At 70.5% G+C, this 26361-nt stretch carries 30 protein-coding genes and 3 tRNA genes; 13 read left to right on the top strand and 20 right to left on the bottom strand.

Annotated features, from left to right (window positions below; all coding sequences use genetic code 11):
• Positions 1–4: 4 nt before the first annotated feature.
• Positions 5–829, top strand: a complete 825-nt coding sequence (locus tag ACFRFH_RS08645) for a PhzF family phenazine biosynthesis protein (RefSeq protein ID WP_382462565.1) — start codon at positions 5–7, stop codon at positions 827–829.
• 79 nt (positions 830–908) lie between these two features.
• Here the strand turns inward: ACFRFH_RS08645 and ACFRFH_RS08640 are convergent, their stop codons facing one another.
• Positions 909–1337: an ester cyclase gene (locus tag ACFRFH_RS08640; RefSeq protein ID WP_382462564.1), complete on the bottom strand. Its 429-nt coding sequence runs from the start codon at positions 1335–1337 to the stop codon at positions 909–911.
• A gap of 123 nt (positions 1338–1460) precedes the next feature.
• On the opposite strand from ACFRFH_RS08640, the gene ACFRFH_RS08635 reads away from it, so the two are divergent.
• Positions 1461–3659, top strand: coding sequence for an ATP-binding protein (locus ACFRFH_RS08635; protein WP_382462563.1), 2199 nt, complete (start codon positions 1461–1463; stop codon positions 3657–3659).
• 73 nt (positions 3660–3732) lie between these two features.
• Here ACFRFH_RS08635 and ACFRFH_RS08630 read toward each other — a convergent pair.
• The 3 genes from ACFRFH_RS08630 to ACFRFH_RS08620 form a co-directional block, all read right to left on the bottom strand.
• Positions 3733–3806, bottom strand: a tRNA-Met gene (locus ACFRFH_RS08630).
• A 31-nt stretch (positions 3807–3837) separates the two neighbouring features.
• Positions 3838–3909: transfer RNA gene (locus ACFRFH_RS08625), tRNA-Thr, on the bottom strand.
• A gap of 105 nt (positions 3910–4014) precedes the next feature.
• A complete protein-coding gene (locus tag ACFRFH_RS08620; protein ID WP_382462562.1) occupies positions 4015–4971 on the bottom strand; it encodes an aldo/keto reductase in 957 nt (318 codons plus the stop codon).
• 109 nt (positions 4972–5080) lie between these two features.
• Between ACFRFH_RS08620 and ACFRFH_RS08615 the strand changes: the two genes are divergently transcribed.
• Positions 5081–5959 (top strand): pentapeptide repeat-containing protein, encoded by an 879-nt coding sequence (locus ACFRFH_RS08615; RefSeq protein WP_382462561.1) that lies wholly within the window; start codon positions 5081–5083, stop codon positions 5957–5959.
• Between the two features lie 201 nt (positions 5960–6160).
• Positions 6161–7897: a glycoside hydrolase family 13 protein gene (locus ACFRFH_RS08610; RefSeq protein ID WP_382462746.1), complete on the top strand. Its 1737-nt coding sequence runs from the start codon at positions 6161–6163 to the stop codon at positions 7895–7897.
• 106 nt (positions 7898–8003) lie between these two features.
• On the opposite strand, the gene ACFRFH_RS08605 is transcribed toward ACFRFH_RS08610, so the two are convergent.
• Positions 8004–8789 (bottom strand): M23 family metallopeptidase, encoded by a 786-nt coding sequence (locus ACFRFH_RS08605; protein WP_382462560.1) that lies wholly within the window; start codon positions 8787–8789, stop codon positions 8004–8006.
• Between the two features lie 53 nt (positions 8790–8842).
• Positions 8843–9655 (bottom strand): inositol monophosphatase family protein, encoded by an 813-nt coding sequence (locus ACFRFH_RS08600; protein WP_382462559.1) that lies wholly within the window; start codon positions 9653–9655, stop codon positions 8843–8845.
• Positions 9656–9779: 124 nt separating this feature from the next.
• Between ACFRFH_RS08600 and ACFRFH_RS08595 the strand changes: the two genes are divergently transcribed.
• Positions 9780–10031 (top strand): hypothetical protein, encoded by a 252-nt coding sequence (locus tag ACFRFH_RS08595; protein ID WP_382462558.1) that lies wholly within the window; start codon positions 9780–9782, stop codon positions 10029–10031.
• Between the two features lie 51 nt (positions 10032–10082).
• On the opposite strand, the gene ACFRFH_RS08590 is transcribed toward ACFRFH_RS08595, so the two are convergent.
• A tRNA-Tyr gene (locus tag ACFRFH_RS08590) sits at positions 10083–10164 on the bottom strand.
• A 95-nt stretch (positions 10165–10259) separates the two neighbouring features.
• Here ACFRFH_RS08590 and ACFRFH_RS08585 point away from each other — a divergent pair.
• Entirely contained in the window at positions 10260–10880 is a 621-nt protein-coding gene (locus tag ACFRFH_RS08585; protein ID WP_382462745.1) for an ATP-dependent Clp protease proteolytic subunit, read from the top strand.
• Between the two features lie 21 nt (positions 10881–10901).
• Here ACFRFH_RS08585 and ACFRFH_RS08580 read toward each other — a convergent pair whose 3' ends face one another.
• Positions 10902–11228: a helix-turn-helix domain-containing protein gene (locus ACFRFH_RS08580; protein ID WP_382462557.1), complete on the bottom strand. Its 327-nt coding sequence runs from the start codon at positions 11226–11228 to the stop codon at positions 10902–10904.
• A 146-nt stretch (positions 11229–11374) separates the two neighbouring features.
• Between ACFRFH_RS08580 and ACFRFH_RS08575 the strand changes: the two genes are divergently transcribed.
• Positions 11375–11518, top strand: a complete 144-nt coding sequence (locus tag ACFRFH_RS08575; RefSeq protein WP_345840153.1) for a hypothetical protein — start codon at positions 11375–11377, stop codon at positions 11516–11518.
• 83 nt (positions 11519–11601) lie between these two features.
• Positions 11602–12090, top strand: coding sequence for a YajQ family cyclic di-GMP-binding protein (locus ACFRFH_RS08570; protein WP_370055954.1), 489 nt, complete (start codon positions 11602–11604; stop codon positions 12088–12090).
• Here the strand turns inward: ACFRFH_RS08570 and ACFRFH_RS08565 are convergent.
• The 4 genes from ACFRFH_RS08565 to ACFRFH_RS08550 all read right to left on the bottom strand — a co-directional run bounded on the left by ACFRFH_RS08565 (position 11996) and on the right by ACFRFH_RS08550 (position 16449).
• Positions 11996–13078, bottom strand: coding sequence for an alpha/beta hydrolase (locus ACFRFH_RS08565; protein WP_382462556.1), 1083 nt, complete (start codon positions 13076–13078; stop codon positions 11996–11998). The genes ACFRFH_RS08570 and ACFRFH_RS08565 overlap by 95 nt on opposite strands.
• 68 nt (positions 13079–13146) lie before the next feature.
• Complete coding sequence (locus ACFRFH_RS08560) at positions 13147–14529, bottom strand: FAD-dependent oxidoreductase (protein WP_382462555.1); 1383 nt, start codon at positions 14527–14529, stop codon at positions 13147–13149.
• Between the two features lie 18 nt (positions 14530–14547).
• Entirely contained in the window at positions 14548–15627 is a 1080-nt protein-coding gene (locus tag ACFRFH_RS08555; protein WP_382462554.1) for a polyprenyl synthetase family protein, read from the bottom strand.
• Entirely contained in the window at positions 15628–16449 is an 822-nt protein-coding gene (locus ACFRFH_RS08550) for a demethylmenaquinone methyltransferase (protein WP_382462553.1), read from the bottom strand.
• A gap of 124 nt (positions 16450–16573) precedes the next feature.
• On the opposite strand from ACFRFH_RS08550, the gene ACFRFH_RS08545 reads away from it, so the two are divergent.
• Positions 16574–17872, top strand: coding sequence for an isochorismate synthase MenF (locus ACFRFH_RS08545; protein ID WP_382462552.1), 1299 nt, complete (start codon positions 16574–16576; stop codon positions 17870–17872).
• Between the two features lie 28 nt (positions 17873–17900).
• Here ACFRFH_RS08545 and ACFRFH_RS08540 read toward each other — a convergent pair whose 3' ends face one another.
• A complete protein-coding gene (locus ACFRFH_RS08540) occupies positions 17901–18755 on the bottom strand; it encodes a PPK2 family polyphosphate kinase (protein WP_382462551.1) in 855 nt (284 codons plus the stop codon).
• Positions 18756–18819: 64 nt separating this feature from the next.
• Positions 18820–20742: a hypothetical protein gene (locus ACFRFH_RS08535; RefSeq protein ID WP_382462550.1), complete on the bottom strand. Its 1923-nt coding sequence runs from the start codon at positions 20740–20742 to the stop codon at positions 18820–18822.
• 106 nt (positions 20743–20848) lie between these two features.
• On the opposite strand from ACFRFH_RS08535, the gene ACFRFH_RS08530 reads away from it, so the two are divergent.
• From ACFRFH_RS08530 to ACFRFH_RS08520, 3 genes are all read left to right on the top strand, one after another.
• The gene (locus ACFRFH_RS08530; protein ID WP_382462549.1) at positions 20849–21235 is read left to right on the top strand and encodes an SHOCT domain-containing protein; all 387 of its coding nucleotides are present in this window, start codon (positions 20849–20851) and stop codon (positions 21233–21235) included.
• A gap of 132 nt (positions 21236–21367) precedes the next feature.
• Positions 21368–22045, top strand: a complete 678-nt coding sequence (locus ACFRFH_RS08525; RefSeq protein ID WP_382462548.1) for a GntR family transcriptional regulator — start codon at positions 21368–21370, stop codon at positions 22043–22045.
• Entirely contained in the window at positions 22045–22746 is a 702-nt protein-coding gene (locus ACFRFH_RS08520; RefSeq protein ID WP_382462547.1) for a GntR family transcriptional regulator, read from the top strand. Before ACFRFH_RS08525 ends, ACFRFH_RS08520 begins: the two co-directional genes overlap by 1 nt.
• A gap of 63 nt (positions 22747–22809) precedes the next feature.
• Here the strand turns inward: ACFRFH_RS08520 and ACFRFH_RS08515 are convergent, their stop codons facing one another.
• The 5 genes from ACFRFH_RS08515 to ACFRFH_RS08495 all read right to left on the bottom strand — a co-directional run bounded on the left by ACFRFH_RS08515 (position 22810) and on the right by ACFRFH_RS08495 (position 24363).
• Entirely contained in the window at positions 22810–23109 is a 300-nt protein-coding gene (locus ACFRFH_RS08515; protein WP_382462546.1) for a Dabb family protein, read from the bottom strand.
• Positions 23106–23372, bottom strand: a complete 267-nt coding sequence (locus ACFRFH_RS08510; RefSeq protein WP_382462545.1) for a glutaredoxin family protein — start codon at positions 23370–23372, stop codon at positions 23106–23108. The genes ACFRFH_RS08515 and ACFRFH_RS08510 overlap by 4 nt, the downstream gene beginning before the upstream one ends.
• An 80-nt stretch (positions 23373–23452) precedes the next feature.
• The gene (locus tag ACFRFH_RS08505; protein WP_003792170.1) at positions 23453–23551 is read right to left on the bottom strand and encodes a 30S ribosomal protein bS22; all 99 of its coding nucleotides are present in this window, start codon (positions 23549–23551) and stop codon (positions 23453–23455) included.
• A 68-nt stretch (positions 23552–23619) separates the two neighbouring features.
• Positions 23620–23850 (bottom strand): helix-turn-helix domain-containing protein, encoded by a 231-nt coding sequence (locus tag ACFRFH_RS08500; protein ID WP_345840141.1) that lies wholly within the window; start codon positions 23848–23850, stop codon positions 23620–23622.
• A gap of 96 nt (positions 23851–23946) precedes the next feature.
• Positions 23947–24363 (bottom strand): ArsR/SmtB family transcription factor, encoded by a 417-nt coding sequence (locus ACFRFH_RS08495; protein ID WP_382462544.1) that lies wholly within the window; start codon positions 24361–24363, stop codon positions 23947–23949.
• 168 nt (positions 24364–24531) lie between these two features.
• Between ACFRFH_RS08495 and ACFRFH_RS08490 the strand changes: the two genes are divergently transcribed.
• Complete coding sequence (locus ACFRFH_RS08490) at positions 24532–25446, top strand: hypothetical protein (protein WP_382462543.1); 915 nt, start codon at positions 24532–24534, stop codon at positions 25444–25446.
• A 56-nt stretch (positions 25447–25502) separates the two neighbouring features.
• On the opposite strand, the gene proC is transcribed toward ACFRFH_RS08490, so the two are convergent.
• The gene (gene proC, locus ACFRFH_RS08485) at positions 25503–26351 is read right to left on the bottom strand and encodes a pyrroline-5-carboxylate reductase (RefSeq protein ID WP_382462542.1); all 849 of its coding nucleotides are present in this window, start codon (positions 26349–26351) and stop codon (positions 25503–25505) included.
• Between the last annotated feature and the right edge of the window lie 10 nt (positions 26352–26361).

Raw genomic sequence — 26361 nt, 5'->3', positions numbered from 1 at the left:
TTTCATGGAGATCCTGCGATTCCGCGCTTTCACCCGGCCCGATGACGCACAATCTGGGAACCCGGCCGGCGTCGTCATCGACGCAGAGTCGCTGTCCGAGGCCGACATGCTCACGATCGCAGCCGACCTCGGCTTCAGCGAGACAGCGTTCTTGTTCGACATCGCTCCCGATTCCGCGCGTGTGCGCTACTTCACCCCGCGGGCCGAGATTGCGTTTTGCGGTCACGCGACCATCGCGTCGGGGGTCGTCCTCGCGCGACAGGGCGCCGCCAGCATGGTCGCGCTGTCGACGAATGTGGGTGTCGTGCCGGTTGAGGTCTCACCAGATCGAGCGACCCTGACGGCTGTGGAAACGTCCGTCGAACCCCTAGACCCCGAGGCGCTGGTCGAGCTTCTCGATGCGCTCCGACTGACGCCCTCGGACCTGGATCCCGCGCTGCCGCCCGCGTTCATCCGCGGCGGCAATCCACATCCGCTCGTCCCCGTCCGGGGCGGCGTGCTCAATCGACTCGACCACGACGCCGAGGCCGTGCTGCGCCTTCAGGACAGTCAGGGCTGGGACGGCACCATTCCCGTCGTCCATCGGATCTCCGGGGCCCGTTTCGCAAGCCGGAACCCGTTCCCTCGCGGAGGAATACGGGAGGATCCAGCGACCGGTTCGGCCGCAGCGGGACTCGGCGAGTACCTGCGTCAGGGCGGCCACCTCGCAGCGCCCGGGGAAGTGACCATAGAGCAGGGCGCCGAAACGGGGCGGCCATCGTCGATCACCGTCACTATCCCGAAATCAGGACGGATTCGAGTCACGGGAACCGGGGAAGAGCTCTATTGATGCAGCACGGCTGGCGGGGCGACCGGCGGGGAATCTTCGACGGGCGCGGGCAGTGAGAGCGCCGTCGTTCGCTCAGAGTTCACGGTGTCGCTCCTTCGGGCGATGGGATGAACCCGAGCTGGGTGAGCATCGCGAGCTGATCGACGACATGCCAGTGCTCGGCGAGGCGGCCGCCGGCAACGCGGTAGATGTCGATGCCGGCGATGTCGAACTGCCTGCCTGAGGCGGGGAGCCCAAGGAACGGCTCAACGTGCGTCCCGCGGTTTCGCCAACGGACGACGATGCGATCGCCTTCTGCGATCACGTCCTCGACTGTGAAGCGCGGTTCGAGCGCCGTCACGAGCATCGACACGCGATCGCGCAGTCCTGACCGGCCTCCGCCCTGTCCGGGCATCGGGTCGTTTTCGATGTAGTCCTCGACGGCGATCTGATCGATCACCTCGAGGGATCGTTCGTTGAGCACCTCGTCGTACATGCGGCGTACGAGGGTGCGCGATTCTGCTGACATGTGGTCCTCCTTCAGAGTTTCCGGTGAAGTCATCGTGCTCCGCTCGGAGGTCTGGGACCACGACGTGAACCCACCGACTTACCCACCGAGTTGGCCTAGCCTTGGCGTTGAAGGAAGGTTCCCATGGAGGCAGAGGCGGCGTTGTCCCATCAGCTCCGTCGGCTGCGCACCGCAGCTGGGCTGACCCAGGAGGAACTCGCCGAGCGTGCCGGCATCAGCGCTCGTGCCGTGAGCGATGCAGAGCGCGGTCTTCGCCGACGGCTCTATCCGGCCACCGCTGCGCGGGTTGCCGATGCGCTCGGATTGGGCGAGGCACAGAAGGAGCAATTCGCTGCCCTTGCCCGCGGGATCGTCGGACCCGGCGGCCGGATGGCGGCGCTGCCTGGCTACCAGACCCCGCTGCTCGGGCGCACAGAGGCCCTGGACGTCCTCGTCGCCCTCCTTCGCGACCCCGCGACGAGGCTGGTGACCCTGACGGGTCCCGGCGGGGTAGGCAAGACCAGGCTTGCCCTCGCTGCGGCCGAGGTGTGTGCGCCGCTGTTCGAGGATGGGGTGGCCTTCGTCCAGCTCGCGAGCTGCCGCGACGCCGACGCGGCCGGCCTCGCCGTCGCGACCGCGGTCGGCGCCAACATCGCGCACGGAACTGTGGAAGACATGGTGTGCGCCGCGATCGGGGACCGCCGGCTGCTCCTGGTCTGTGACACCTTCGAAGGCGTCGTCGGCGCGGCGCCGCTCGTCGGGGAGATCCTGGCACGCTGCCCTCACACGAGCGTTCTGGCAACCAGCCGGACGCCGTTGCGGCTGGTCGCGGAGCACCTCCAGCCGGTCGAACCACTCGTGGCGCCCTCAGCACGCGAGCTGTTCGTCGAGCGCGCCGCAGCCGCGCGGCCGGGAACCGACCTCTCGGGCTCGCTGCACCTCGTGGACGAGATCTGCGCGCGGATGCAAGGGGTCCCGCTCGCCCTCGAGCTCGCCGCCGCCCGCGTCGCCCACCTCGGCCTGGAAGACCTCCTGAAGCGGTTGGGCCACCAGCTCGAGATCCTCACCGGCGGACCTGTCGACGATGACGTACGGCACCGCACGATCGAGGCCACCGTCGCGTGGAGCTATTCGCTGCTCGGACAGACGGCGCGGCAGGCCCTCGAGCAGCTCGCGGTGTTCGACGGCTGGACGCTCGCCGCTGCCCGCGCCGTCCTCGACCGCGACCCGCTTCCTGACGTGAGCGACCTCGTGGACCAGAGCCTGACGGTCGCGCCGTCACCGACCGACGCGCATGGGCGGTACCGGATGCTCGACGCCGTCCGGGAGTTCGGGGCAGCGAGGGCCGTGGAATCCGGCGATGACGACAGCGCCCGGGCCCGCCATGCCGGATTCTTCCTCGGCGCTGCCGAATCCGCGGCTACCGCGATCAGGCAGACGGGCCAGCGCGGAGCCCACAAGGAGACCTCGGCAGACCTCGGCAACCTCCGCCTGGCGTTCCGCCGGTTCACCGACTCCGGCCGGGGAGCGGAGGCGTTGCGGCTGGCCACCTCGCTGTGGATGTTCTGGCTGTGGGAGGGCGGGCTCTCGGAGGGGCGAGCATGGCTTCGCACCGCCATGGCCTCTGCGGGTGACGCAGATCCCGCCCTCGTTGCCCGTGCCCGGTGGGGCGCGGGCTGGCTCGCGTACCACCAGGGCGACTACGCCGAGGCGCGGCTCCACGCGAGCGAGCTGCGACGCCTTGCCGAGGTCGTCGGAGCGGTCGAACGACGCAACGCGCTCACTCTCCGCGGCATGATCGCCCTCGCCGACCGTCGAGCTCTCGAAGCTTCCGCGCTGCTGGGCGAGGCGTCCGAGCTCGCACGGGGGCTTGCCGGCGAACCGTGGCTCGTAGCCATATCGACGCTCAACGACGGCGCAGGGCTCACCCACTCAGGCCACCTTGTCGAGGCAGGCCGCCGATTCTCCGCGGCGCGAGACATGTTCGCCGAACTCGGCGACGAGACGTACCAGGCCCGCGCGCTCAGGCACCTGGCGGCAGTCCGGCTCCTCACCAGAGACCTCGACGGCGCGACCCGAGAGCTCGAGGACAGCCTCGCGATCGTCAGGGACGCCGACGACCGCTGGGGCCTCGCCGAGACCCTCGAGGGTCAGGCTCATGTCGCAGCCCGGACGGGCGATCCCCGCCGGGCCGGCGCCCTCGCGGCCAGAGCCGCCCGCTTGCGTCGCTCGCTGGGTGTGGCTCCGCACCCGTTCGACGCCATTCTCGCCGACCGCCATCTCGGGCCCCTCCGCGGCACTGAAGCATTCGAGGCCGGCTGGCGCGAGGGACTGGATGACTAGGGCGAATCGTCCCATCAAACGACAAAACGGCGGCTGTTCAACAGCCGCCGTTCCCAGTGATTCACTGGTTTTGTAGCGAGGGCGGGACTCGAACCCGCGACACCACGATTATGAGCCGTGTGCTCTAACCACCTGAGCTACCCCGCCGTAGCCTCCCGGTGTCGCGACCGGGAGACGGAGCCCCCTGTGGGAATCGGACCCACTACCTCTTCCTTACCAAGGAAGTGCTCTACCAATGAGCTAAGGGGGCGAAGCCGGGCATCCGGAATGGTCCGGGCCGTTTTCGGCAACCGTACGAGGATACCATCCTCGCGAGGGTGCCAAATACCACCCGAACCCCCGGATCACACCGGGATCACGCGGCCTTGGCTGCCTCCGAGGCGCCGTCGAGCGCGTCCAGTTCGTCGGCGGTCAGCACGAGGTCCACCGAGGCCAGGAGGTCGGGGAGCTGCTCCAGCGTGCGGGCGCTCGCGATCGGCGCGGTGATGGTCGGCTGGGCGGCGAGCCAGGCGAGAGCGGTGGTCGCGACGGAGACGCCGTGCGCGGCGGAGACCTCGTCCAGGGCGGCGAGTACGCTGCGGCCGGTCTCGTCCAGGTACTTGGCGGCGCCGCCGGCGCGGGGGCTGTCGACGGTCACGCCGTCGCGGTACTTGCCGGTCAGGAAGCCTGCGGCGAGCGCGAAGTACGGCATAACACCGAGGCCCTCGCGCTCGACGATCGGGCGGTACTTCTCCTCGTAGGCGCGCTCGACCAGGTTGTAGTGCGGCTGGAGGGCGACCGCACGGTGGAGGCCTTCGCGCTCGGTGATCGCAAACCACTCCTCGATGCGCTCCGGGGAGTAGTTCGAGATGGCGATGTGGCGGACCTTGCCCGCGTCCACCAAACCGGAGAGCGCGGCGACGGTCTCCTCCAGCGGCACCGACTGGTCGTCGAAGTGCGCGTAATAGAGGTCGATGTAATCGCTCTGCAGGCGCTCGAGGGAGGCGTCGGCGGCGCGGCGGATGTTGTCGGCGGCCAGTCCCTTGAAGTCGGGGTGCTGGCTGACCTTGGTCGCGAGCACGACGTCGTCGCGTCGGCCGCGGGCCGTGAACCACTCGCCGAGGATGCGCTCCGAGTCGCCGCCGGTGTTGCCCGGCACCCAGGCCGAGTAGCCGTCCGCGGTGTCCACGAAGTTGCCGCCCGCCGCCGTGTAGGCGTCGAGCACCGCGAAGGACGTGTCGCGGTCGGCCGTCCAGCCGAAGACGTTTCCGCCCAGTGAGAGAGGGAAGACCTGGAGGTCGGAGGTTCCGATGGCGCGGCGCGGTGAAGTCATTCCGTGATCCTTTCGTGGCTGTCCTTCCACGCTAACGCGGGGTGTCCGTGGCTATTCCGAATGTGTCGAAGATGTGGAGAGGTCACACGCGCAGCCCTACTGTGGAGGAATGTCCCCCGCCCTCGCACCCGAGCGCGCTCTCGCCGCCGACTGCGCCTCCTGCTCGGGGCTCTGCTGCGTCGCGCTCGCCTTCGCCCGCTCCGCGGACTTCGCGTTCGACAAGCCGGCAGGCGAGGAGTGCGTGAACCTGGAGGACGGCTTCGGCTGCCGCATCCACCCGCAGCTCCGCGAGCGCGGCTTCAAGGGCTGCACGGTGTTCGACTGCTTCGGCGCCGGCCAGCTCGTCACCGGCCACACCTTCGGCGGCCGGTCGTGGCGCGACGACGCGGGCGTCCGCGCCGAAACGTTCGCCGTCTTCCCGATCGTCCGTCAGCTCCACGAGCTGCTCTGGTACCTCCGCGAGGCTCTCGCGATGCCGGCCGCGGCGCCGCTCCACGACGCGTTGCGTGCCTCCTGGGACGAGGTCGCAGCAGCGGCCGACGCGGCCCCGGCGCTCATCCTCGAACTCGACGTCGACGAACTCCGCGCCCCCGCGGCAGCCCTGCTCCGGGAGGCCGCCCGGCTGACCCGCGAGGCAGCGAGCGAGGCAGCGACCCGCGAACCCCGACGCACCTCCACCCCGCTCCGCGTCAAGCGCTCCCGCCTCTCCCCCGGAGCCCACCTCCTCGGCGCGGACCTGCGCGGCGCCGACCTCCGCGGCGCCGAGCTGCGCGGCTCCCTCCTGATCGGCGCCGACCTCCGCGACGCCGACCTGACCGCCGCCGAGCTCATCGGCGCCGACCTCCGCGATGCCCGGCTGGAAGGCACCGTCCTCGACCGCGCCATCTACCTCACTCAGCCCCAGGTCGACGCGGCACGAGGGGATGCGAGCACCCGGCTGCCCGCCGCACTTCACCGTCCGTCGCACTGGCTCACTCCGTCGCGCTAGTCTGCACGCGCCCCGTTCACGCCGCGCAGCCCGTCACACAAGCCCGCACCCAGTCGAGGGGGCTAGCATTGCTGCCAGCGCCGACGTCGGCGCGCCGATCCCGGTGCCGCAAGCGGCGGCGTGCGAGGAACGACGGCGCCCCCCGATCGTTCCCGCCACGCGTGCCCGCAGCGACTCCCCGTCCTGAAGCCAAGACAGGTGATCCCCATTACTTTCGAATCCTCCCGCACGCTCTCGCCCAGTACCCCCGGCCGCGAGTGGTGGCGCTCCGCCGTCATCTACCAGGTGTACCCGCGCTCCTTCGCGGACGCCGACGGCGACGGCATGGGCGACCTCAACGGCATCACCAGCCGCCTCCCCGCGCTGCGCGACCTGGGCGTCGACGCCGTGTGGCTGTCGCCGTTCTTCACGTCGCCCCAGAACGACGCCGGCTACGACGTGGCCGACTATCGCGACGTCGACCCCAGCTTCGGCACGCTCGCCGACTTCGACACGATGCTGGAGACGGCGCACGGGCTCGGGCTGCGCGTCATCATCGACATCGTCCCCAACCACTCCTCCAGCGACCACGTCTGGTTCCAGGAGGCCCTCGCCTCGGCTCCGGGCAGTGCAGAGCGCGCCCGCTACCTGTTCCGCGACGGCACGGGCGCGAACGGCGACGAGGCCCCCAACAACTGGGAGTCCATCTTCGGCGGCCCCGCCTGGACCCGCATCACCGAGGCCGACGGCACCCACGGACAGTGGTACCTCCACCTGTTCGACAAGTCGCAGCCCGACTTCGACTGGGAGAACCCGTGGGTGCGGGAGCAGTTCCGCGGCGTGCTGCGGTTCTGGCTGGACCGCGGCGTCGACGGCTTCCGCGTGGACGTCGCCCACGGCATGATCAAGGAGGCCGGCCTCCCCGACTACACCCCGCCCGCGAATGCCGGCAGCATGGGCGGCGGCGCGATCGCGACCACGACCGGCGGCATCGTGCTGGAGCCGCAGATCAGCGCGCACGCCGAGGGCGAGCCCGTCACGCCCCCGTACTTCGGGCAGGACGGCGTCCACGACATCTACCGCGACTGGCACACGGTCCTCGACGAGTACGAGGGCGACCGCGTGCTCTGCGGCGAGGCCTGGGTGGAGCCGATGGAGAAGCTCGCCAACTGGGTCCGCCCCGACGAGATGCAGCAGACCTTCAACTTCGGCTATCTGGAGACGCCGTGGGACGCGGTCGCGCTCCGTGCGGTGATCGACCGCTCGATCGCCGTGTTCGGCAGCGTCGGCGCTCCGAGCACCTGGGTGCTCTCCAACCACGACGTCGTCCGGCACGCCACCCGGCTGGCCCTGACCGGCGACAACCCGCAGGGTCACGGCATCGGCCCGACGTCGACCGGCATCCCGGACCCGGCCTTCGCCCTGCGCCGCGCCCGCGCCGCGACGGCCCTCATGCTCGCGCTCCCCGGCTCGGCGTACCTGTACCAGGGTGAGGAGCTCGGCCTCCCGGAGGCCATCGACCTCCCCGACGACGCCCGCCAGGACCCCACCTGGTTCCGCACGAACGGCGAGCGCTACGGCCGCGACGGCTGCCGCGTGCCCATCCCGTGGGAGGGCGCCGACCCGTCGTACGGTTTCGGCCCCGGCCCGAAGAGCTGGCTGCCCCAGCCCGCGACCTGGGCGGAGTACACCCGCTCGTCGCAGGAGGGCGTGCCCGGCTCGACGCTGAGCATGTACCAGGAGGCGCTGGCCGCCCGCCGCGAGCACGACCTCGCGTTCGGCGAGCTGCAGTGGTCGAACGCCGGCGCGGACGCGCTGCTGTTCCGCTCCGGGAAGGTCACCGTCGCCGTCAACTTCGGCAGGGCCCCGCTGCCGCTGCCCGAGGGCACCGTCATCCTGGCCAGCGGCCCGCTGCAGGACGGCATGCTCCCACAGGACACCACCGCCTGGCTCGTCTGACAGCCGCCCCCAACGGAGGAGATCCACCCCGATCAGGCCCGGGTCTCCTCCGTTAGCTGTCCCCGCCCGGCGTGGCGGCCCGGATCTCCTCCGTTACCCACGCCCCTCAACTCGCGTTGGCCCGCAGCCACACAACAGGATCGACCGCCTCGGTACCGTCCAGCCGGATCTCGAAGTGGAGGTGCGGCCCCGTCGAGACCCCGGTGTTCCCCACCCTGCCCACGATGTCGGCCACCCGCACCTGTTGACCCTCGGCGACCCGCACCGATCCCGTCTGCATATGGCAGTACTTGCTGCTGACCAGCCGCCCGTCGATCCGGTGGTCGATGGTGACGTTCACGCCGCAGCCGCCGCGGTCGCCGGTCACGACCTCCCGCACCACGCCGTCGGCGATGATCTGGATGGGCACGCCGTCCCCAGGCGCGAAGTCCACACCGCGGTGATCGGTGGAGGCCCCCTCGGTCGGCGCCGCGCGCGGCCCGAACCCGGAGGTGATCGGCACGCCGACCGGGAACGGCCACTGGATGGCGCCCGCCGGGTTGTTGCGGAAGGTGTCCGCGATCCGCATCGACCGCAGCGCTGCGAGCTGGTCGCCGGAGGTCGCGGCACCCCCGTCGCGGACGATCGCCTCCCGGTCGGCCGGAGCGATGCTGTCGAGCGCCTGGACCTCCCCCTCCGACGCAGGAGCGCTGGAGAACGTGGCCGAGGCGGTGCGCGCGCGGATCTGGTCCTCGGTCAGGAGCGCCATCGCCGGGACCGTGGTCGCGACCGCGATCCCGAGGACCGAGAGCATCGCGAGCGTGCTCACCCCGCGGCCGAAGCGCGGCTCGCGTGCCCGCTGGGCCGCTCGCTCACGCTGCCGGAACTCGCGGCGGGTCGGGGTCTGGGGCACCCGACCCAATATAACGAAACGGTAACTGCCTCACCACTCGGGAGGCCGGCCGGTCACTCCCAGCGCTGGTAGTACGCCTGCACCAGCGGGTCGAGCTGCCCGTACAGGCCGGGCGCCGCCGCGAGCAGCAGCGCCTTGCCGGCCGGAGCACCGTCCAGCCCGCCGACCGTCGCCCCCGCCTCCTGCGCGATGAGCGCGCCGGCCGCGTGATCCCACGGGTTCAGCCCACGCTCGTAGTAGGCGTCGAGCCGCCCGCACGCGACAGAGCACAGGTCGAGGGAGGCCGCCCCGATCCGCCGGACGTCGCGCACCTGCGGGATCAGCTCGGTCACGAACGCCGCCTGCTTGCGCCGGATCTCCGGGTCGTACCCGAACCCGGTCCCGACGAGCGCGAGCGGCAACTCCACCCCCTCATTGACCCGGATCGGCTCGCCGTTCAACCGGGCACCACCTCCCAGGGACGCGGTGAACACTTCCCCGGTCGACGGATTCACGACCGCCCCGGCCAGCGTCCGCCACGTCGCCGGATCGGGGTCGCCCTCCACGACGGCGACGCTGACCGCCCAGGCCGGGATGTCGTAGAAGTAGTTGACCGTCCCGTCGATCGGGTCGACCACCCAGGTGAGCCCGCTGCTCCCCCGCTCGCCGCCGGACTCCTCCCCGAGGAACCCGTCCCGCGGCCGCGACGCCTCCAGCGCGCCGCGGATCAGGTCCTCGGCCTCCTGGTCGGCGCGCGTGACGATGTCGGTGATGGTCGACTTGGAGGCCGCGATCTCCACCCCGTCCCTGCGGCGCTGCAGCGCGAGAGCGGCGGCGCGACGCGCGACGGTGGTGGCGATCTCGAGCAGCTCGTTGGGGGTGGGCATGGGGACAAGCCTGGCATCGATCGGGTGCGAACACTATTCACATGCTTGCGGCTATCCTTGCGGCATGAGCGCGACGCAACGCTAGCCGCATTCGGCGGCCGGCGACACCGAATAGGGAGACCCTATGAAGTCTGCGCTCGATAATTTTCTCGTCCGTCTTGTCGACGGCGACCACACGTCTGCCGCGCCGTCGAGACCTCGACGCCTCGCCTGCGACACGCTCTTCCGTGTTTTCGGCCACCGCGTCTGCTGCCGCGTTCCCGAGTGGACCTCGCGGGTGGGTCAGCCGTGGGACACCTACGACGTCGCCCCGTGGAACCTCTACAACATCATCTGGGCCGTTGAGACCTGGATTCGGCAGGGCATGACCCCGTAGCGATAGAACGACGAAGGGGACCCGATCAATCGGGTCCCCTTCGTACAAACGTGGCGAGTGAGGGATTCGAACCCCCGAAGGCTACGCCGGCTGATTTACAGTCAGATCCCTTTGGCCGCTTGGGTAACTCGCCATGCGCCGCAAAGGCGCCATGTAAGAATACTCGGCGCGCGCCGTCTCACGAAATCGGCCGGGCCGCACCAACAACCGCCTGTCTGCCTCCCGCGAATTCGCACACGGCAGAACCACGCGACAAACGCTCACCCCCGGTCGCAGGATGACGCCATGACCACTCCTGAGACCTTCTCCCCCGTGCAGCGGCTGCTCAAGGAGCGCATCGTGTTCCTCGGCACCGAAGTGAACGACGAGTCGGCCGGCGAGGTCTGCGCGCAGCTCCTGCTGCTCGACTCCATCGCCTCCGATCGCGACATCTTCCTCTACATCAACTCGCCTGGCGGCTCCATCACCGCGGGGTTCGCCGTCTACGACACGATGAACTTCGTCCGCGCCGACGTGGCGACCGTCGCGCTGGGTTTCGCGGCCTCGATGGGGCAGTTCCTGCTGTCGTCCGGCGCGCCGGGCAAGCGGTATGCGCTCCCGAACTCGTCCATCGTGATGCACCAGCCGCACGGCGGGTTCGGCGGCACGAGTGCGGACATCCAGACCCAGGCGAAGCAGATCCTGCACTTCAAGCGCAGGATGGCGGAGCTGACCAGCGAGCAGACCGGCAAGTCGGTCGAGCAGATCATCGAGGACGGCGACCGCGACCGCTGGTTCACCGCCGACGAGGCCAGGGATTACGGCTTCGTGGACGAGGTCATCGGCTCGACGCGGGCGCTCGCCGGCTGAGCGGCACGGCGCGCGGGAGGCTCAGGCGGCCAGCAGCACGGGCTGGGCAGCGTCGGACACCGCGTGCTCATCGACAACCGCCGCCGCGTGGACCCGCTCCGGGACCAGGCTCAGCACCTCGACGCGCGCGAACTCCGCCACGACCTCCGACAGCAGCTCCCCCTCGGTCACATCGAGCACACGGCACAGCGCCGCGAGGATCTCGGACGACGCCTCCTTGCGGCCGCGTTCGATCTCCGACAGGTACGGGATGCTGATGCGCGAGGTCTCCGAGAGCTCGCGCAGCGTCGCGCCCCGCTCCGTCCGCAAGCGGCGGAGCACGGAGCCGATCGCGTGCCGCATCAACATGCCTGAAGCCTAAGCCGGACGCCTGCGTCCGCGCCGATCCGATTTTCGGATTCCGCCCACAGCAGAATCCGCGCGGCCGCCCGCGACTTCGCGACACTCCCCGGCTCCTGCCGCCGATGTCGGTGGCCGCGCGCACAATCGGGGGCATGAGAACGTTGGAGATTTGCGAACGATGCGACGGGACGGGCGCCGACCCCCGTCAGCACTCCGAGGAGATCGCCGTCTGCGTCGAGTGCAACGGTGACGGCTGCCACGTCACCTACTACGCCGAGCTCCAGCAGACGGCCTGACCACCGCGCGCGACGCGCGCCGCCCGTAGACTGGATGCCGTCCGGCCCGATCGCCGGACACCTGCGCGGGAAGGAACAGTACAGTGGCAGACTCCTCGTTCGACGTCGTCAGCAAGGTCGACAAGATGGAGGCGGACAACGCCGTCAACCAGGCCCGCAAGGAGGTCGAGCAGCGCTACGACTTCAAGAACGTCGGCGCCTCGGTCGAGTGGAGCGGCGAGAAGGTGCTGCTCAAGGGCAACACCGAGGAGCGCGTGAAGGCGGTGCTCGAGGTCCTCGAGTCCAAGTTCATCAAGCGCGGCATCACCCTCAAGTCGCTCGACACCGGCAAGCCCTACCCGTCGGGCAAGGAGTTCCGCATCGAGGTCGGCCTGAAGGACGGCATCGAGCAGGACGCCGCCAAGAAGATCAACAAGCTGATCCGCGACGAGGCGCCCAAGAGTGTCAAGTCGCAGATCCAGGGCGACGAGCTCCGCGTCAGCTCGAAGAGCCGGGACGACCTCCAGGCGACAATGGCCCTCTTGAAAGGCGCCGACCTGGACGTGGCCCTGCAGTTCGTGAACTTCCGCTGAGCGCTCCGCGCAGCCAGCGGGCGACCTGCCCGTAAGCCGCCACGCGCGCCGGCTCCTGCGACAGGAACACGTCGTGCAGCGCGCCGTCGATGCGCGCGACCGTCACGGTCGGCGCGAGCCGCAGTGCGCGCACGGCGATGTCCTGCACCAGGAGCACCACGTCCGAGCTCAGCATGTCGGTCGTCCAGTACGGCAGCAGCGTCGAGCGCGATGAGAGCAGCGTGAGCACCGGGACGTCGATCGAGAGCCCGGCCGCGACGCGGGTGTGCCCGGCGAGGATGGCGGTGAGCCAGGCGGGGTGCACCGCGAAGCCGCGCACCGGACGCCAGGTCAGGTCGTAGTCCCACTCGCCGTCCAGCGTCCGCGACACCGAGCGGGTGTAGAAGCCGAGGTCGACGTTCGGCATGGCGGCCTTCGGCTCGATCCGGGACTGGAGGTCCATGAGCGGCGCGAGCATCGCCCGGCCGGCCGAGTGCGCCTGGAACTCCAGCCACGGGCTGTTGAGGATGACGGCCGACGCCCGGCCGGGGTGCCGGTCCGCCCACAGGCTCAGCGTGAGGCCTCCCGTCGAGTGGCCCAGCAGGATGAGCCGGCGGTGCGACCGTTCGCCCTCCGCGTGGCCCATCGCGCGGAGCGCCGCCTCGATGTCGGCGTCGTAGGCGTCGAGCGAGTCGATGAACCCGGGGGTCTGGCCGGGGCGGAGGCTGCGGCCGTACTTGCGCAGGTCCAGCGCGAAGAACCGTGCGCCCTGGTCGTGCCAGAACCGCGCGAGCCCGGTCTGGAAGAAGTAGTCCGACCAGCCGTGCACGTACAGCACGTCGGTCTCGTCGGCCGGACGGCCGGGCCGGAGGTCGGCGAGGTGCGGCCACGGCTCGTAGCGCACGAGCGTCGCGACGACCTCGCCCTCGGCGTCGTGGCCGAGCGGGAGCGTCGCCTGCTGGAACCCGGCGCCGAGGACGTCGGGGCGCCACTCCACTGGGCCGACCATGTCACCAGCGTGCCAGATCGGAGGGGCGGGACGCGAGAGGGCGTCCGCCCCAACGGGCGGATCCCGGCCTACTCCGCCGCCGTCGCCTCCACCGCGGTGCCGTTCGACGCGCGCAGCATCTCCTCACGCGGGACGACCTTGATCCGCGCGCGGCCGCGCTCGGCGCCGAGCGCCTGCTCGTGGGTGTCGAGGTTGTGCCAGCCCTCGAGGTTCGTGTACTCCACACCTCGCTCGCGCAGCAGGTTCTCAACAGATTCCTCGGAGGGGTCAGCGGGAGACCACCAGTTGCCCTGATCGTTGATCACATGCTTGATCGTCTCCATCGCATCCGACTTGGTGTGACCGATGAGGCCCACCGGGCCCCGCTTGATCCACCCCGTCGCATACACGCCGTACATCCGCTCGTTGTCGCGGTTGCGCAACACCTGGCCCTCGTGGTTCGGGATGACGCCGTGCTTCTTGTCGAACGGGATACCGGGCAGCGGCGACCCGAAGTAGCCGACCGCGCGGTAGATCGCCTGGATCTCCAGCTCCCGGATCTCGCCGGTCCCGCGCACACCGCCGGCGCCGTCCGACTCGGTGCGCTCGTAGCGGTACGCCCGTACGTTCCCGTCCTCGTCGGCGAGCACCTCCAGCGGCTTGGCGTAGAAGTGCAGGTGCAGGCGCCGGGAGGCCGTGCCCACCTCACGCTGCCGCCACTGCTGCAGCACGCGGTCGATGACCATCACCTGCTTGTTGCTCGCGATGGCGTCCTTGGAGTGCTCGTCGTACTCGAAGTCCTCTTCGTAGAGGATCATGTCGACGTCACGCAGCTCGCCGAGCTCGCGGAGCTCCAAGGGCGTGAACTTCACCTGCGCAGGGCCGCGGCGTCCGAAGACGTGCACGTCCGTGACGGGCGACTCCTTCAGGATGTCGTAGACGTTGTCGGGGATCTCTGTCGGCAGCAGGTCGTCCGCGTGCTTCGCCAGGATGCGGGAGACGTCGAGCGCCACGTTGCCGTTCCCGATCACAGCGACGGACTTCGCATTCAGCGGCCAGGTGCGCGGCACGTCGGGGTGGCCGTCGAACCAGCTCACGAAGTCGGCCGCCCCATACGAGCCGCCGAGGTCGATGCCCGGGATGTCGAGGTCGGAGTCGTGCACCGCGCCGGTGGCGAAGATCACCGCGTTGTAGTGGCGCTTCAGGTCGTCGAGCGTGATGTCGACGCCGTAGGTGACGTTGCCGAAGATCCGGATGTCGCCGCGGTCGAGCACTTCGCGCAGCGCGGTGATGATGCCCTTGATGCGCGGGTGGTCGGGCGCGACGCCGTAGCGCACCAGCCCGTACGGCGCGGGGAGGGCCTCGAACAGGTCGATCGAGACGTCGAAGCCGCGCTCCGCCTTGAGCAGGATGTCAGCGGCGTAGATCCCGGCCGGGCCGGCGCCGACGATCGCCAGTCGCAGTTTGGTCATGCGTTGATTCCTTCGTGCTCAGCTCGAACGTTCGACGATCGTGTCGGCGAACCGCACGAGCGCCTTCTTCACGGGGCCGTCGGGCAGCGGCTCGAGGGCTTCCACGGCCTCCCGGGCCCAGCGGTGCGCCTCCTCGAGAGTCTCCGCGGTGACCGGGTGCTCCCGGAGCGCGGCGATGGCTGCGGTGGCCTCCGGGGTGATCTCGCCATCCTCGGCCGTGCCGATGACGTCGCGCTCCAGCCGCTCGAGCAGGGCGCGTGCGTCGGAGTCGGCGTCGGCGCGCTCCCGCAGCTTCAGCACGGGGAGCGTAGCGACGCCGGCGCGGAGGTCGTTGCCCGGGGTCTTGCCGGTCTCGGCCACGCCGACCGACGAGAGGTCGATGACGTCGTCGATGAGCTGGAAGGCGACACCGATCTTCTCGCCGAAGGTCACGACGGGCTGCTCGTAGGCGGTGTCGGCGTTCGAGAACGCCACGCCCATCTGGGCGGCGACGGCGATGAGAGAGCCGGTCTTGTCCTCCAGCACCCGGATGTAGTGCGCGATCGGGTCCTCGCCGTCCTGCGGACCGATGGTCTCGTGGAGCTGGCCGAGGCACAGCCGCTCGAACGTGTCGGCCTGGAGCTGGATGGCGCGCTCGCCAAGCGCAGAGACGAGCTTGCTGGCGCGGGCGAACAGGAGGTCGCCGGTGAGGACCGCGACGGAGTTGCCCCAAACGAATTGGGCCGTTGGCACACCGCGCCGCATCTGCGAGTCGTCCATGACGTCGTCGTGGTACAGGGAGGCGAGGTGAGTGATCTCGACCGCCTGTGCTGCCTGCAGGACGCGCGCGGTGTTGCCCTCGCCGAGCTGTGCGGTGAGGAGCGTGAGCATCGGGCGGACGCGCTTGCCGCCGGCCTCCAGAAGGTAGCGGGTGGTGACGTCGGCGAGGTTGTCGGCGAACCGCATCTCGCGGTGCAGCGCCTCCTCGACCTGCGCGAGACCGTCGTCGACGGCGTTGGCGACCTGGCGGTCCTCGCCGCGGACGAAGATCCGCTCGGTCAGGCCGAGCTGGCTGCTGAGCGACGCCTGTCGCCGCACGGCCGGAACGCTACGTGGCACTTACTCCCCCTCGGATGGGATGGCGGTCGTGGGCTTCTTCGCTGCGGGCCCCTTCGCTGCGGGCTTCTTCGCTGCAGGCTTCTTGGCCGCCGGCTTCTTCGCGACAGGCTTCGCCACCTCCACCGGCTTCCACCCGCGGTGCAGCGCCACGATGCCCGCGGTCAGGTTGCGCCAGGCCACGCGTTCGAAGCCGGCCTCGCGCAGCCAGGCCGCCAGCGCGGGCTGGTTCGGCCAGGCCTCGATGGACTCCATCAGGTACTCGTACGCCGCCGGGTTCGAGCTCGCAACGCGGGCGAGCACGGGCATCCCGTAGCGCAGGTACGCGCCGTAGCCCGCACGGATCGCGGCCACAGGAGGCTGGGAGAACTCGCACACCACGACCCGGCCGCCCGGCTTGGTCACCCGGTAGAACTCGGCGAGCGCCGCCCGCGGGTCGACGATGTTGCGCAGGCCGAACGAGATCGTGACCGCGTCGAACGTGTCGTCGTCGAACGGGAGCTTCGTGGCGTCCGCCTGCACGAAGGTGACGAACGGGTTGCCGGCCTGCCTGCGCCTGCCGACCTCGATCATGCCCTCCGAGAAATCGGCGGCGACCACGCTGGCCCCGTTGCGCGCCAGGGACGCACTGGACGTGCCGGTCCCGGCCGCCACGTCGAGGATCGTCTCGCCGGCGCGCGGCCCGACGGCTCGGGTCGTCGCCAGCCGCCACAGCGTCGCGTTGCCCATCGAGAGGACGGTGTTGGTCCGGTCGTAGTGGGTCGACACCTCATCGAACATGGCGGCGACCTGGGAGGGCTGCTTGCTGAGGTCGGCCTTACTCACCCCCCCAGCTTAGGCTGCGCCGACATGCCGTGCATTTCGGGGGCTCGCACAGGGCATCCGGCACCGGGCCAACGCCCAGCCGTCGCGCATCCGGCGCCCAGCGGCCCGGGCGTAGGCTGGTCCGGTGACCGCACCCTCGACCACCCGCCGGGCTACGGGCGTGACCGCCCTGTCGGTCGAGACCACCCCCCTCGACGACGTCCGGCATCTCGTTCCCTTCCTCGACTCGCGTCGGCCCCTCGTGTGGGTCCGCAAAGGCGAGGGGATCGCCGGCATCGGGGAGGCCCTGCGGCTGGAGTTCCGCGGGCCGGACCGCATCCGGCAGGCGTCGGACGCGTGGCGGGCGACCGTCCAGGCGGCGACCGTCTCGGACGAGGTGCGCACGCCGGGCACCGGGCTGGTCGCGTTCGGGACGTTCGCGTTCGACGACGAGAGCACGGCCACGAGCGTGCTGATCGTTCCGCAGACCGTCCTCGGGCGCCGCGGCGGCCGCAGCTGGATCACCCGGATCACGCCGCTGGACGACTCCCCCGGGGCGGCGAACGCGTCCGACCGGCGATCGCGCGGCGCGCAGGACCTTCCGCGCCCGATCGCGTTCGGGGACGAGTACCGCCTCAGCCTCCTCCCCGCCGGACTGGACGAGGGCGGCTACGAGTCCGCCGTCGCGACGGCGGTGGCGCGCATCCGCGAGCACGACCTCTCCAAGGTGGTCCTGGCCAGGGAGCTGTCCGCGCACCTGCCGCTCGAGTCGGACGTGCGGCGCGCGCTGGTGGAGCTGGCCCTCGGCTACCCCGACTGCTGGACGTTCGCCGTCGACGGGCTGGTCGGGTCCTCCCCCGAGACGCTGGTGCGCGTGCACCACGGCACAGTGACCGCCCGGGTGCTCGCCGGCACGATGTCCCGCGGCCGCGACGCCGACAGCGACCGCGAGTCGGCGCTGGCCCTCGCGGGTTCGGCCAAGGACCAGGGCGAACACCGCTTCGCCGTCTCCAGCGTGCTCGACGCGCTCCGCCCGCACAGCGCGGACCTCGGGGCGAGCGACGAGCCGTTCACCCTCAAGCTGCCGAACCTCTGGCACCTCGCGACCGATATCGCCGGCACGCTCAGCGACGGGTCGAGCTCGCTCGACCTGGCGGACGCGCTCCACCCGACGGCCGCCGTCGCCGGGACGCCGACACCGGAGGCGCTCGCGCTGATCCGCAAGCTGGAGCCGTTCGACCGCGGGCGGTACGCCGGGCCGGTCGGCTGGGTCGGCGGGGACGGTGACGGCGAGTGGGCGATCGCCCTGCGCTGCGCGCAGCTCGGCGAGACCGGTGACCTCACCGCCTACGCGGGCGCGGGCATCGTGGCCGACTCCGACCCCGCCACGGAGTACGCGGAGACGACCATGAAGTTCCGCCCGATCGTCGAAGCCTTCGGCTGACAGCGACGACGACCACCAGGCCGGTCCCCTAGCTCGCCGCCAGCCGTGCCCTCTCGACCTGCACGTCGTAGTCCGGTGTCGGCCACTCCAGCTCCAGCTCCTCCAGGGCGTGGATGAGCAGGTGCTGCACCGCGAGCCGCGCGTACCACTTGCGGTCGGCGGGCACGACGTACCACGGCGCGTACGCCGTCGACGTGCGGTCGAAGACGACCTGGTACGCGTCCTGGTAGCTGTCCCAGAGGAGCCGCTCGTCCACGTCGCCGGTGGTGTACTTCCACTGCTTGTCGACGCGCTCCAGCCGGTCGGCCAGGCGCTTCTTCTGCTCGTCCTTGCCCAGGTTCAGCATCACCTTGACGATCGTCGTCCCCGACTCCGCCAGCTCCAGCTCGAACTCGTTGATCGCGCTGTAGCGACGCTCGATCTCCTCCTCCGGCGCGAGCTTGCGGACCCGGCCGATGAGGACGTCCTCGTAGTGCGAGCGGTCGAAGACGCCGACCTCGCCCGCCGCCGGCACACGGCTCCAGATCCGCCAGAGGAAGTCGTGGGCGAGTTCCGTCTGCGTCGGCTTCTTGAAGCCCGCGTACCGCACGCCGCCGAGGTTCATCTGCCCGACGACGTGGGTCACGATGCCGCCCTTGCCCGCCGTGTCCATCGCCTGCAGGACGAGCAGCACGCTGCGCCGATCGCCGAGCGTCCCCGCCGCGAACAGTCGCTCCTGGAGGTCGGCCAGGATAGCGGCGCCCTCGGCGAGCGCCGCCGCGCCGTCCTTCTTGCGTCCGTCGAACCCCGGCGTCCCCGCGGTGTCGCTGTCGGCGAGAAGGTAGCCCTCGCCGACGCGCAGCAGCGGGTCGGGGTCCTCGGCCCAAAACGTCTCGCGTCCCATGTCCCCTCCTCGCCACGGGGTCGCACCCTCCGCGGTGGACCGTCCCGCCGATCGTACGACGCGATCAGACCCCTGCGGCGTCGAGGACGGGCTCGAACGCGTCCGGTCGGTGCAGCACCACCCGCGTCCTCACGCCCTCCGGGAACAGCCGGGACACGTCCTCCGGCCGGGCGCGATCGTCCACGATGACGTCGATGGTCTCCCGCCAGCGGCCGTCCGGCATCCGCTGGAGCGTGGCCTCCCAGGTCAGTCCCGGCGTCTCGCGGGCCTGCAGCCGCAGGTGGATGCCGACCGCGCGCCGCCGGCCGAGCAGCGACAGCAGGCCGCGGTAGATCGCCGCGCGCCTGGTCGGGGCCAGCCAGGGTCCGAGCGCGCGGACCAGCACGTCGGCGCTCCACAGGATCGTCGTCGCGAGGCCGCCGCGCGACTGGTACACGTCGACCGCGTAGACGCCAGCGAGCCGGCGCAGGGACTGCCGGAGCGCGCCGCGCGTGATGCCTTCGTCCACGGTGCTGTGCAGGTACAGCGGGACGGCGGACTGCGCCGTCAGGCTCCCCGCCCGCAGCGCCGAGCGGTCGTGGACGCGCTGCCCCGGGCCGAAGAACGGCCTCAGCTCGCCAATGAGCGCGGCCACGGCGTCCCCCGGCGGGTCGGTCTCGATGGCGCCGGCGGTGTCGGCGTACGCGATCGCCTGGTGCAGCGCGCCGAGCCGGAAGCCGGGCGCGAGCGCAGGGCCGGCCTTGACGGTGACCAGCACCCGCGCGCCGTCGAGGTCCAGGCGCACCGGGTTCTCCCGGCCGTCGATGCGCGGGACGAGGTCGAGCACATGCTCGATGGCCAGGGTGCGGATGCCGGCCGGGATGGGCAGGCGCCCGAGCGGCGTGCCGGCGACGACCAGGTGCGTCACGGCGAAGCCCGCCGCGTGCGCCCGCACCGCGACCTGTGAGGCGACCATCCCGCCGAGGCTGAACCCCGCCAGCACGATCGGCTCGCCCGGGCGGATGCCGGCCTCCCGCATCGCCTCCAGCGCCGCCCGCGTGATGGTCGCCTCGTGCTCGGCTCCGATGACGAGGTCGGCGGTCAGGTCGTTGGGCGCGATGCCGGGCCGCGGGCTCCAGGACTTCGTGCTCGGGAACTGCACGATCCAGTGCCGGACGCCCTCGTGCTCGCGCTCGACCAGCCGGATGACCGCGGTGTCGATGCGCTCGTCGAGGTCGGGGTCGCAGAGGTCGTCGATCTCGCGCTGGCTGAGCAGCAGGTCGCGGAGCGTGTGCACCGACCGGCGCCGCATCGCCCCGGCGGCGAGCCCCGGCTGGCCGAGCGGGTCGGGGGACGGGCCGAGCTCCAGGCCGAGCAGGCCAGCCGGCACGTCGGGGAGGCCGGGCGTCGGCGTGTAGTCGTCGCCGCGTCCCGGGTCGCCCCACCAGGTCAGGAAGTCGTGCAGGAGCGGGAACCGGCGCTCCAGGAGGTCGTCGTAGCCGAGCAGCACGGCGTCGTGCCCGTCGCGCAGCAGCCCGCGCCTGCGCCCGAGGGCGACCGTCTTGCGCAGCAGCGCCGGGAGGGTGAAGACCGCGAGGTAGGGCCGGGCGCGCCAGCGCGGCAGGACGATCCCGACCAGCCCGATCAGCAGGGCGACCGGCCCGAGCACCCAGCCGGCGACCCTGGCGAGCCCGCCGGTCAGCCGGGGCGCGGCCGTGAGGTAGAGGGCGCTCAGCGCCGTGCGCCTGGCGCGGCGGCGGCGCGGCGCCGGCACGGGGAACGGGTACCGAACGCGCGACGCGCGCTGAACGAGGTACCAGACCCATTCGGCGGCGAGCGCCAGGATGGCGATCACGGCACCGACGACGACCACGACGACACCGAGCGCGAGCAGCGCCAGCCCCGCCGCGAGCGCGACGGGAACGCCGACGATCAGGCCGGCGACGAGGGCCGCCCAGCCGCCGGGCGTCCTCCCCCGCCATACGCGCGGGGGCAGCTGGCTGAGCATGCGGTCAGCCTAACCGCGCCCACCGTCGCGACGGCCGAGCACTGCCGTCTAGCCAGGCGCGCCGCGGCGCGGCTACGGTGTGCACACCGATCGAGAGGAGCCCGTCGTGAACGGTTTCTGGAACTTCATCTGGCTGATCTTCTGGGCGTTCGCCTTCGTCGCCTACCTGATGGTGCTGTTCACGATCCTGGTCGACCTGTTCCGCGACGACAAGCTGAGTGGCTGGTGGAAGGCGGTGTGGGTGATCTTCCTCATCTTCGTGCCCTTCCTCACCGCCCTGGTGTACCTGATCGCGCGCGGCCGGGGCATGGCGGAGCGCAACGCGCGGGACCGCAGGACCGTGCCGGAGGACACCGACTACTACACGCACCCCACGCCGTCGGCGACGCCGGCCGCCGACATCGAGCAGGCGAAAGCGCTCCTGGACAAGGGCGTGATCAGCCAGAACGAGTTCGACGCGCTCAAGGCGAAAGCGCTCGGCAACCGTTTCTGAGCACATCTCCAGCGATTCTTGAGCGCGACTCGGACGCTTTTGAGCGCCTGGCAGGCTATCCTGCGATACGACACGCCTGACTTCATCACGCGATGGCCTTGCATCCGACGCAGGTGGATGTAATATTCATGTATGCCTGTACCCATCGCAGAGGCCGTCAGTCCCCGACGGCTCATCCGGGACGAAGTTTTCGTTCGTCTACTCGACGCAATCGTCGACGGGGACCTCACGCCAGGAGAACAGCTCTACGACGCTGAGATCGAGAAGTGGGTCGGGGTCTCCCGCACCCCCGTCCGCGAAGCCCTGAACCAGCTCGCGGCAATGGGGCTGGTGGAGATCATGCCCCAGAAGCGCACCCGCGTCACGCCGATCGACCCCGTGCGCCTGCGTGCTCTCATCGACACCGTCGGCAGCCTCCTCGTCGGCATCGTGCGCGACGCCACGCCGCTCCTCACCGAGAACGACAAGGCCGCCCTCCGCGCCTGCACGGAGCGGGTGGGCGACGGCGACGACATGGCGCAGCTCGTCAAGGACCGCGTGCTCACCGACGGCTTCGTCAACGTCTTCCTCCGCCGCCTCGACAACCGCACCCTCGCGAAGCTGTTCACGCGCCACCTCCCCGAGGTGCGCCGTGCGCTGATCGCGGCGCCGTCGTCGAAGGCGTACCAGAAGGGCGCGCCGCACCTCGCAGCCGCCGTCGACGCGGCCATCGCCGGCAACGGCGCCAAGGCCGCCAAGGGCGTGTCCGACTTCTGGAACAAGGGGCTCGTCACCGTGGTGGACGAGTTCGGAACGAAAGAGGCCCGCTGATGCCGCTCCCCGTCAAAGACTCCGCACCCGTCGAGCGCCAGCTCCTGCGCGACGTCGTCTACAACCGCCTCTACGAGGGCATCCTCGACGGCACGCTGGAGCCGGGCGAGACCCTGCTGGACGAGAAGCTCACCGCGTGGCTCGGCGTCTCCCGCACGCCGATCCGTGAGGCGCTGATGAAGCTCGCCGACATCGGGCTCGTCGAGATGGCGCCGAACCGCTACACGCGGGTCGCGCCCATCGACCTCCGCGCGATCGACGAGGCGATCTACACGACCGGCCTCCTGCACGAGTACGCGGCCAGGAACTCGGCCGCCGGTCTCGACAGCGCGGCCCTCGGCCGTCAGGACAAGGCGGTCAAGGAGATCCGCAAGGCCGCCAAGTCGGGCAACCTCCCGGCCCTCGGCCGTGCGGTGAACGACTTCTTCCTGGAGTTCGAGCGCAACAGCGGCAACGACGTGCTGCTCGCGATCAGCGAGGGCCTGAGCCCGCAGGTGCTGCGCTACATCGCCGTGTGGAAGCGCCCGTTCGACACCGACGAGCTGCCGGCGCGCGTCACCGAGATCCACGATGCCGCCAAGGCGAAGGACGGCGAGAAGGCCGGCGACCTGGTGCGCGCGCTGTACGCGCCGACGCTCGCGCAGTTCCTCTCGGACTACCGCCGCAGCGACGAGGACATCGAAGAGAGCCCCGTGGTCTGAGCGACCTCCGTCCACCCGTGCCCGGCGCCTGTCTCAGGCGCCGGGCACGCGTGCTTTATGGGGTCAGTACTCGGCATCCACGGCCGCGCGGCCCGAGACCACGGACCGGATGTACGACGCGACCTTCTCGTGCTCGGGGTGCACCACGTAGCGCTGCAGCGCGGCCTCGTCCTCGAAGTCGCTGACGAGCACGACGTCGAACTCGTTCACCGGCAGGGAGTTGATCCCCACCTCGAAGCGCAGGATCTCCGGGACGACGGCGGGCAGCGAATCCAGCCCCGCCTTGATGCGGGCGGCCTGATCGGCGCGCTCCGCCTCCACGGTCGACGCGAGCTTCCACATGACGACGTGACGCAGGGTCAACGGGCCTCCTCCAGCAGGGCGGTGCGCAGGCGCGCCGGGTCGACGCGCCAGTAGGTGTGCTGCCGGCCGTCCACGAGCACGACCGGGATGTCCTCCACGTAGCGCTCGTGCAGCTCGGCGTCCTCCAGGATGCTGAGCTCCTCCACGCGCACCTCGGGGGCGCCGGCGGGGAGGTCGCCGATCACGGCGTGGATCGCCTCCCGTGCGTCGTCGCACAGGTGACAGCCCGGCTTGCCGATGAGCGTGACGGTGACGGTGGACACGGAATCCACCCTAACCCGCCGGCGGACAGCAGAAAGCGCCGGACCTCACGGACCGGCGCTCGAGCAGCAGACGCTGAGGTCTACTTCTTGTTGCGACGCTGGTGGCGCGTCTTGCGAAGAAGCTTGCGGTGCTTCTTCTTCGCCATACGCTTGCGACGCTTCTTGATAACGGAACCCACGTAGACCTCACAAAGTTAGGGGTTTGCCGCGAAGAACGCGGCGACACAAGCAAACAGTCTACCCGACATCACGCCGAGTCTGCGACGCCGCCGTCCAGGTGCGGCCGCACGGCCTCCAGCGTCTGCGCCACGGCGGACTCCGGAACACGGAACGAGCGGCCGAAACGGATCGCCGGGAGCTCACCGGAGTGGACGAGCCGGTAGACGGTCATGCGGGAGACGCGCATCATGTCGGCCACCTCGGCGACCGTCAGGAAGCGCACCTCGCGAAGAGCGTTCGAGCCCCCATCGTGAACCATGCGGTGTCCCTTTCTTGCCCGTCATCGTACTCGGGTAGTGACGACGGGGAACTAGCGAACTCTAGTCCGTGCGCGGGCTCGGGCTCCAGCGGCGGATCAGTCCCTGCGCCACTTCTTCGGCGTGACGCGCTCCACCCGGCGGCGGGTGTCGGCGAGCACCTTGCCGACCGTGCTGGCGAACTCGCGCGTCTCGTCGGCGAGCTGCACCGAGTAGGCGGACAGGTCGATCTCGGACGCGGTGAAGGGGATGACCCAGTCCTCCACGGCCTCCAGCGGCGTCGGGTCGAGCCGGTAGTAGCGGTGCTGGCCCTCCTCGCGGACGGACACCAGCGAGGCCTCGCGCAGCACCTTGAGGTGCTTGGACACGGTGGGCTGGCTGAGCTCCAGGGTGGCCACGATCTCCGACACCGAGATCTCCCCGACGGGACGCGCGTCATCCGCGTTGCGGTCGAGCAGCACTTTGAGGATGTCGCGCCGCGTAGGGTCGGCGATCACATCGAAGATGTCGGCCATCCCCCCAGGCTAGTCGTACGACCCCCCGAGTACCACGCCCCCTCCCCCCTCCAACAATTCCGGAGTTGTGTACGCCTCAAACCGGCGTGTTGCGTGCATAACTCCGGGAGAGATGGCTGGGCTGTGGATAAGTCGGATGCGTGACTGTCGGCGCGGCAGGGTTTTGGGATGGAGACGTACGACACACTCGTCGACGAGACGGGGTTCACGGTCGAGCAAGGCCGCGCAGCGGGGCTGACTCGGCGACAACTCGACGGCGACGGGCTGCAGCGGCCGTTCCGGGGCGTGCGCAGCGTCGGCATCGAATATCGCGACCATACGGAATCGTGCCGTGCCTACTCGGCGTTCGAGCGTGGGCGACACACGTTCAGCCACCAGTCCGCAGCGATGATCCACGGCTTCCCGCTCCCGCACTGGGCGGTCCCGACAGACATCCACGTCGCCGTGTTCGCTCCGGCGAAGCCTCCGCAGATGATCGGGGTCGTCGGCCACGAGTTGCGGGCGATCGGTCACAAGGTGGTCACCGTCGACGGCCTGCGCGTGATCGCCGCCGAGGACACCTGGGCGCAGCTCTCGCGGACCCTCCCATTCGAGGATCTGGTCGTCATCGGCGACTGGCTCGTGACCGGCGATGAGCCGCACTCGAACGTCGCTTCCGCGTGGGAGCTGGTGGATCTCGATCGGGCCGTGCGCCACCACGCGCGGCGGCCGGGCATCCGTCGGTTGCGTCAGGCTTTCGAGGCCGTCCGGTACGGGTCGCTCTCGCCTCAGGAGACGCGCCTCCGTCTCCTTCTGGTCGGCGCGGGCTTGCCCGAGCCCGAGTTGAATTACCGGGTCCTCCGGGACGGACGACCCGTCGCGATGGTCGATCTCGCTTACCCGGATCGACGCGTGGCGATCGAATACCTGGGCGACATCCACCGCACCGACCAAAGCGCATTCCGCGAGGACATCGCGAGAAGAGAGCGACTCACCGAGTGCGGCTGGAACGTCGTCTTCCTCACCGCAGACGACCTGAAACCTCCCGTGCCGCGCGCCCTCCTCACCGTCCGCCGAGCACTCGCGCGATCAGTTCCGGAGTAATGCACGCCCGCAACCGGCGTGTTGCGTACATAACTCCGGAACGGATTGCGTGGGGGCTACGAGGCGGCGAGTTCGCGGGCGCGCGCTAGCGCAGCGGAGGTCGCGCGGGTGAAGAGGTCCGGGAGGTCGGCGTCGGCGAGGACCGCGATGGCGCGCTCGGTGGTGCCGTTGGGGCTGGTCACGCGGCGGCGCAGCTCGGCGGGCTCCTCGCCGGAGGAGACCAGCAGCTCGGACGCGCCCAGGAACGTGCCGTTCACGAGCGTCCGCGCCTGCTCCGGCGTGAAGCCCTTCTCGATCGCAGCGGCGGTCAACGCCTCCACGAGGAAGAACACGTAAGCCGGTCCCGAGCCGGAGATGGTGCTGAGCGCGTCGAGCTGCGACTCCGGCACCTCCACGACCTCCCCGACGGTCTCGAACAGGGCGCGGACCAGCTCGAGGTCGTCCGGCTCGGTGCGGGTGCCCGGGCTGATCCCGGTGACGGCCTTGCCCACGACCGCCGGCGTGTTCGGCATCGAGCGGACCACGATCACCGACGACGGCAGCAGCGACTCGAAGGTCTTGATGGTGACGCCGGCCGCCACGCTCACAACGATGGCGCCGGGCGTCAGCGAGTCGGCGATCTCGTGCAGGAGGTCGGGCACCATCCCCGGCTTGACGGCGACGATCACGAGCTCGGCGCCGTCCACCGCCGCACGGTTCGCGTCGCCGTCGTGCTCCGTCGAGTACGCGGTCACGCCGGGGATGCCGGCGAGCTCCGCAGCGCGCGCCTTCGACCGGTTGGTGACCCGGATGCCGCCGTCCACGGTCACCCCCGGCGCGGTCAGGCCGGACAGGATGGCGCGCCCCATCGAGCCCGCCCCGAGCATCGCGATGGTGGGCAGCGTGACGTTCTTCGTGTCGCTCATGGGCCCCATC

The sequence above is a fragment of the Leifsonia sp. NPDC056824 genome (genome assembly GCF_042789575.1).
Taxonomy (GTDB): Bacteria; Actinomycetota; Actinomycetes; order Actinomycetales; family Microbacteriaceae; genus Leifsonia.
Note: the sequence above shows the minus strand (reverse complement) of the source record. Positions and strands in the feature narration are given on the sequence as shown.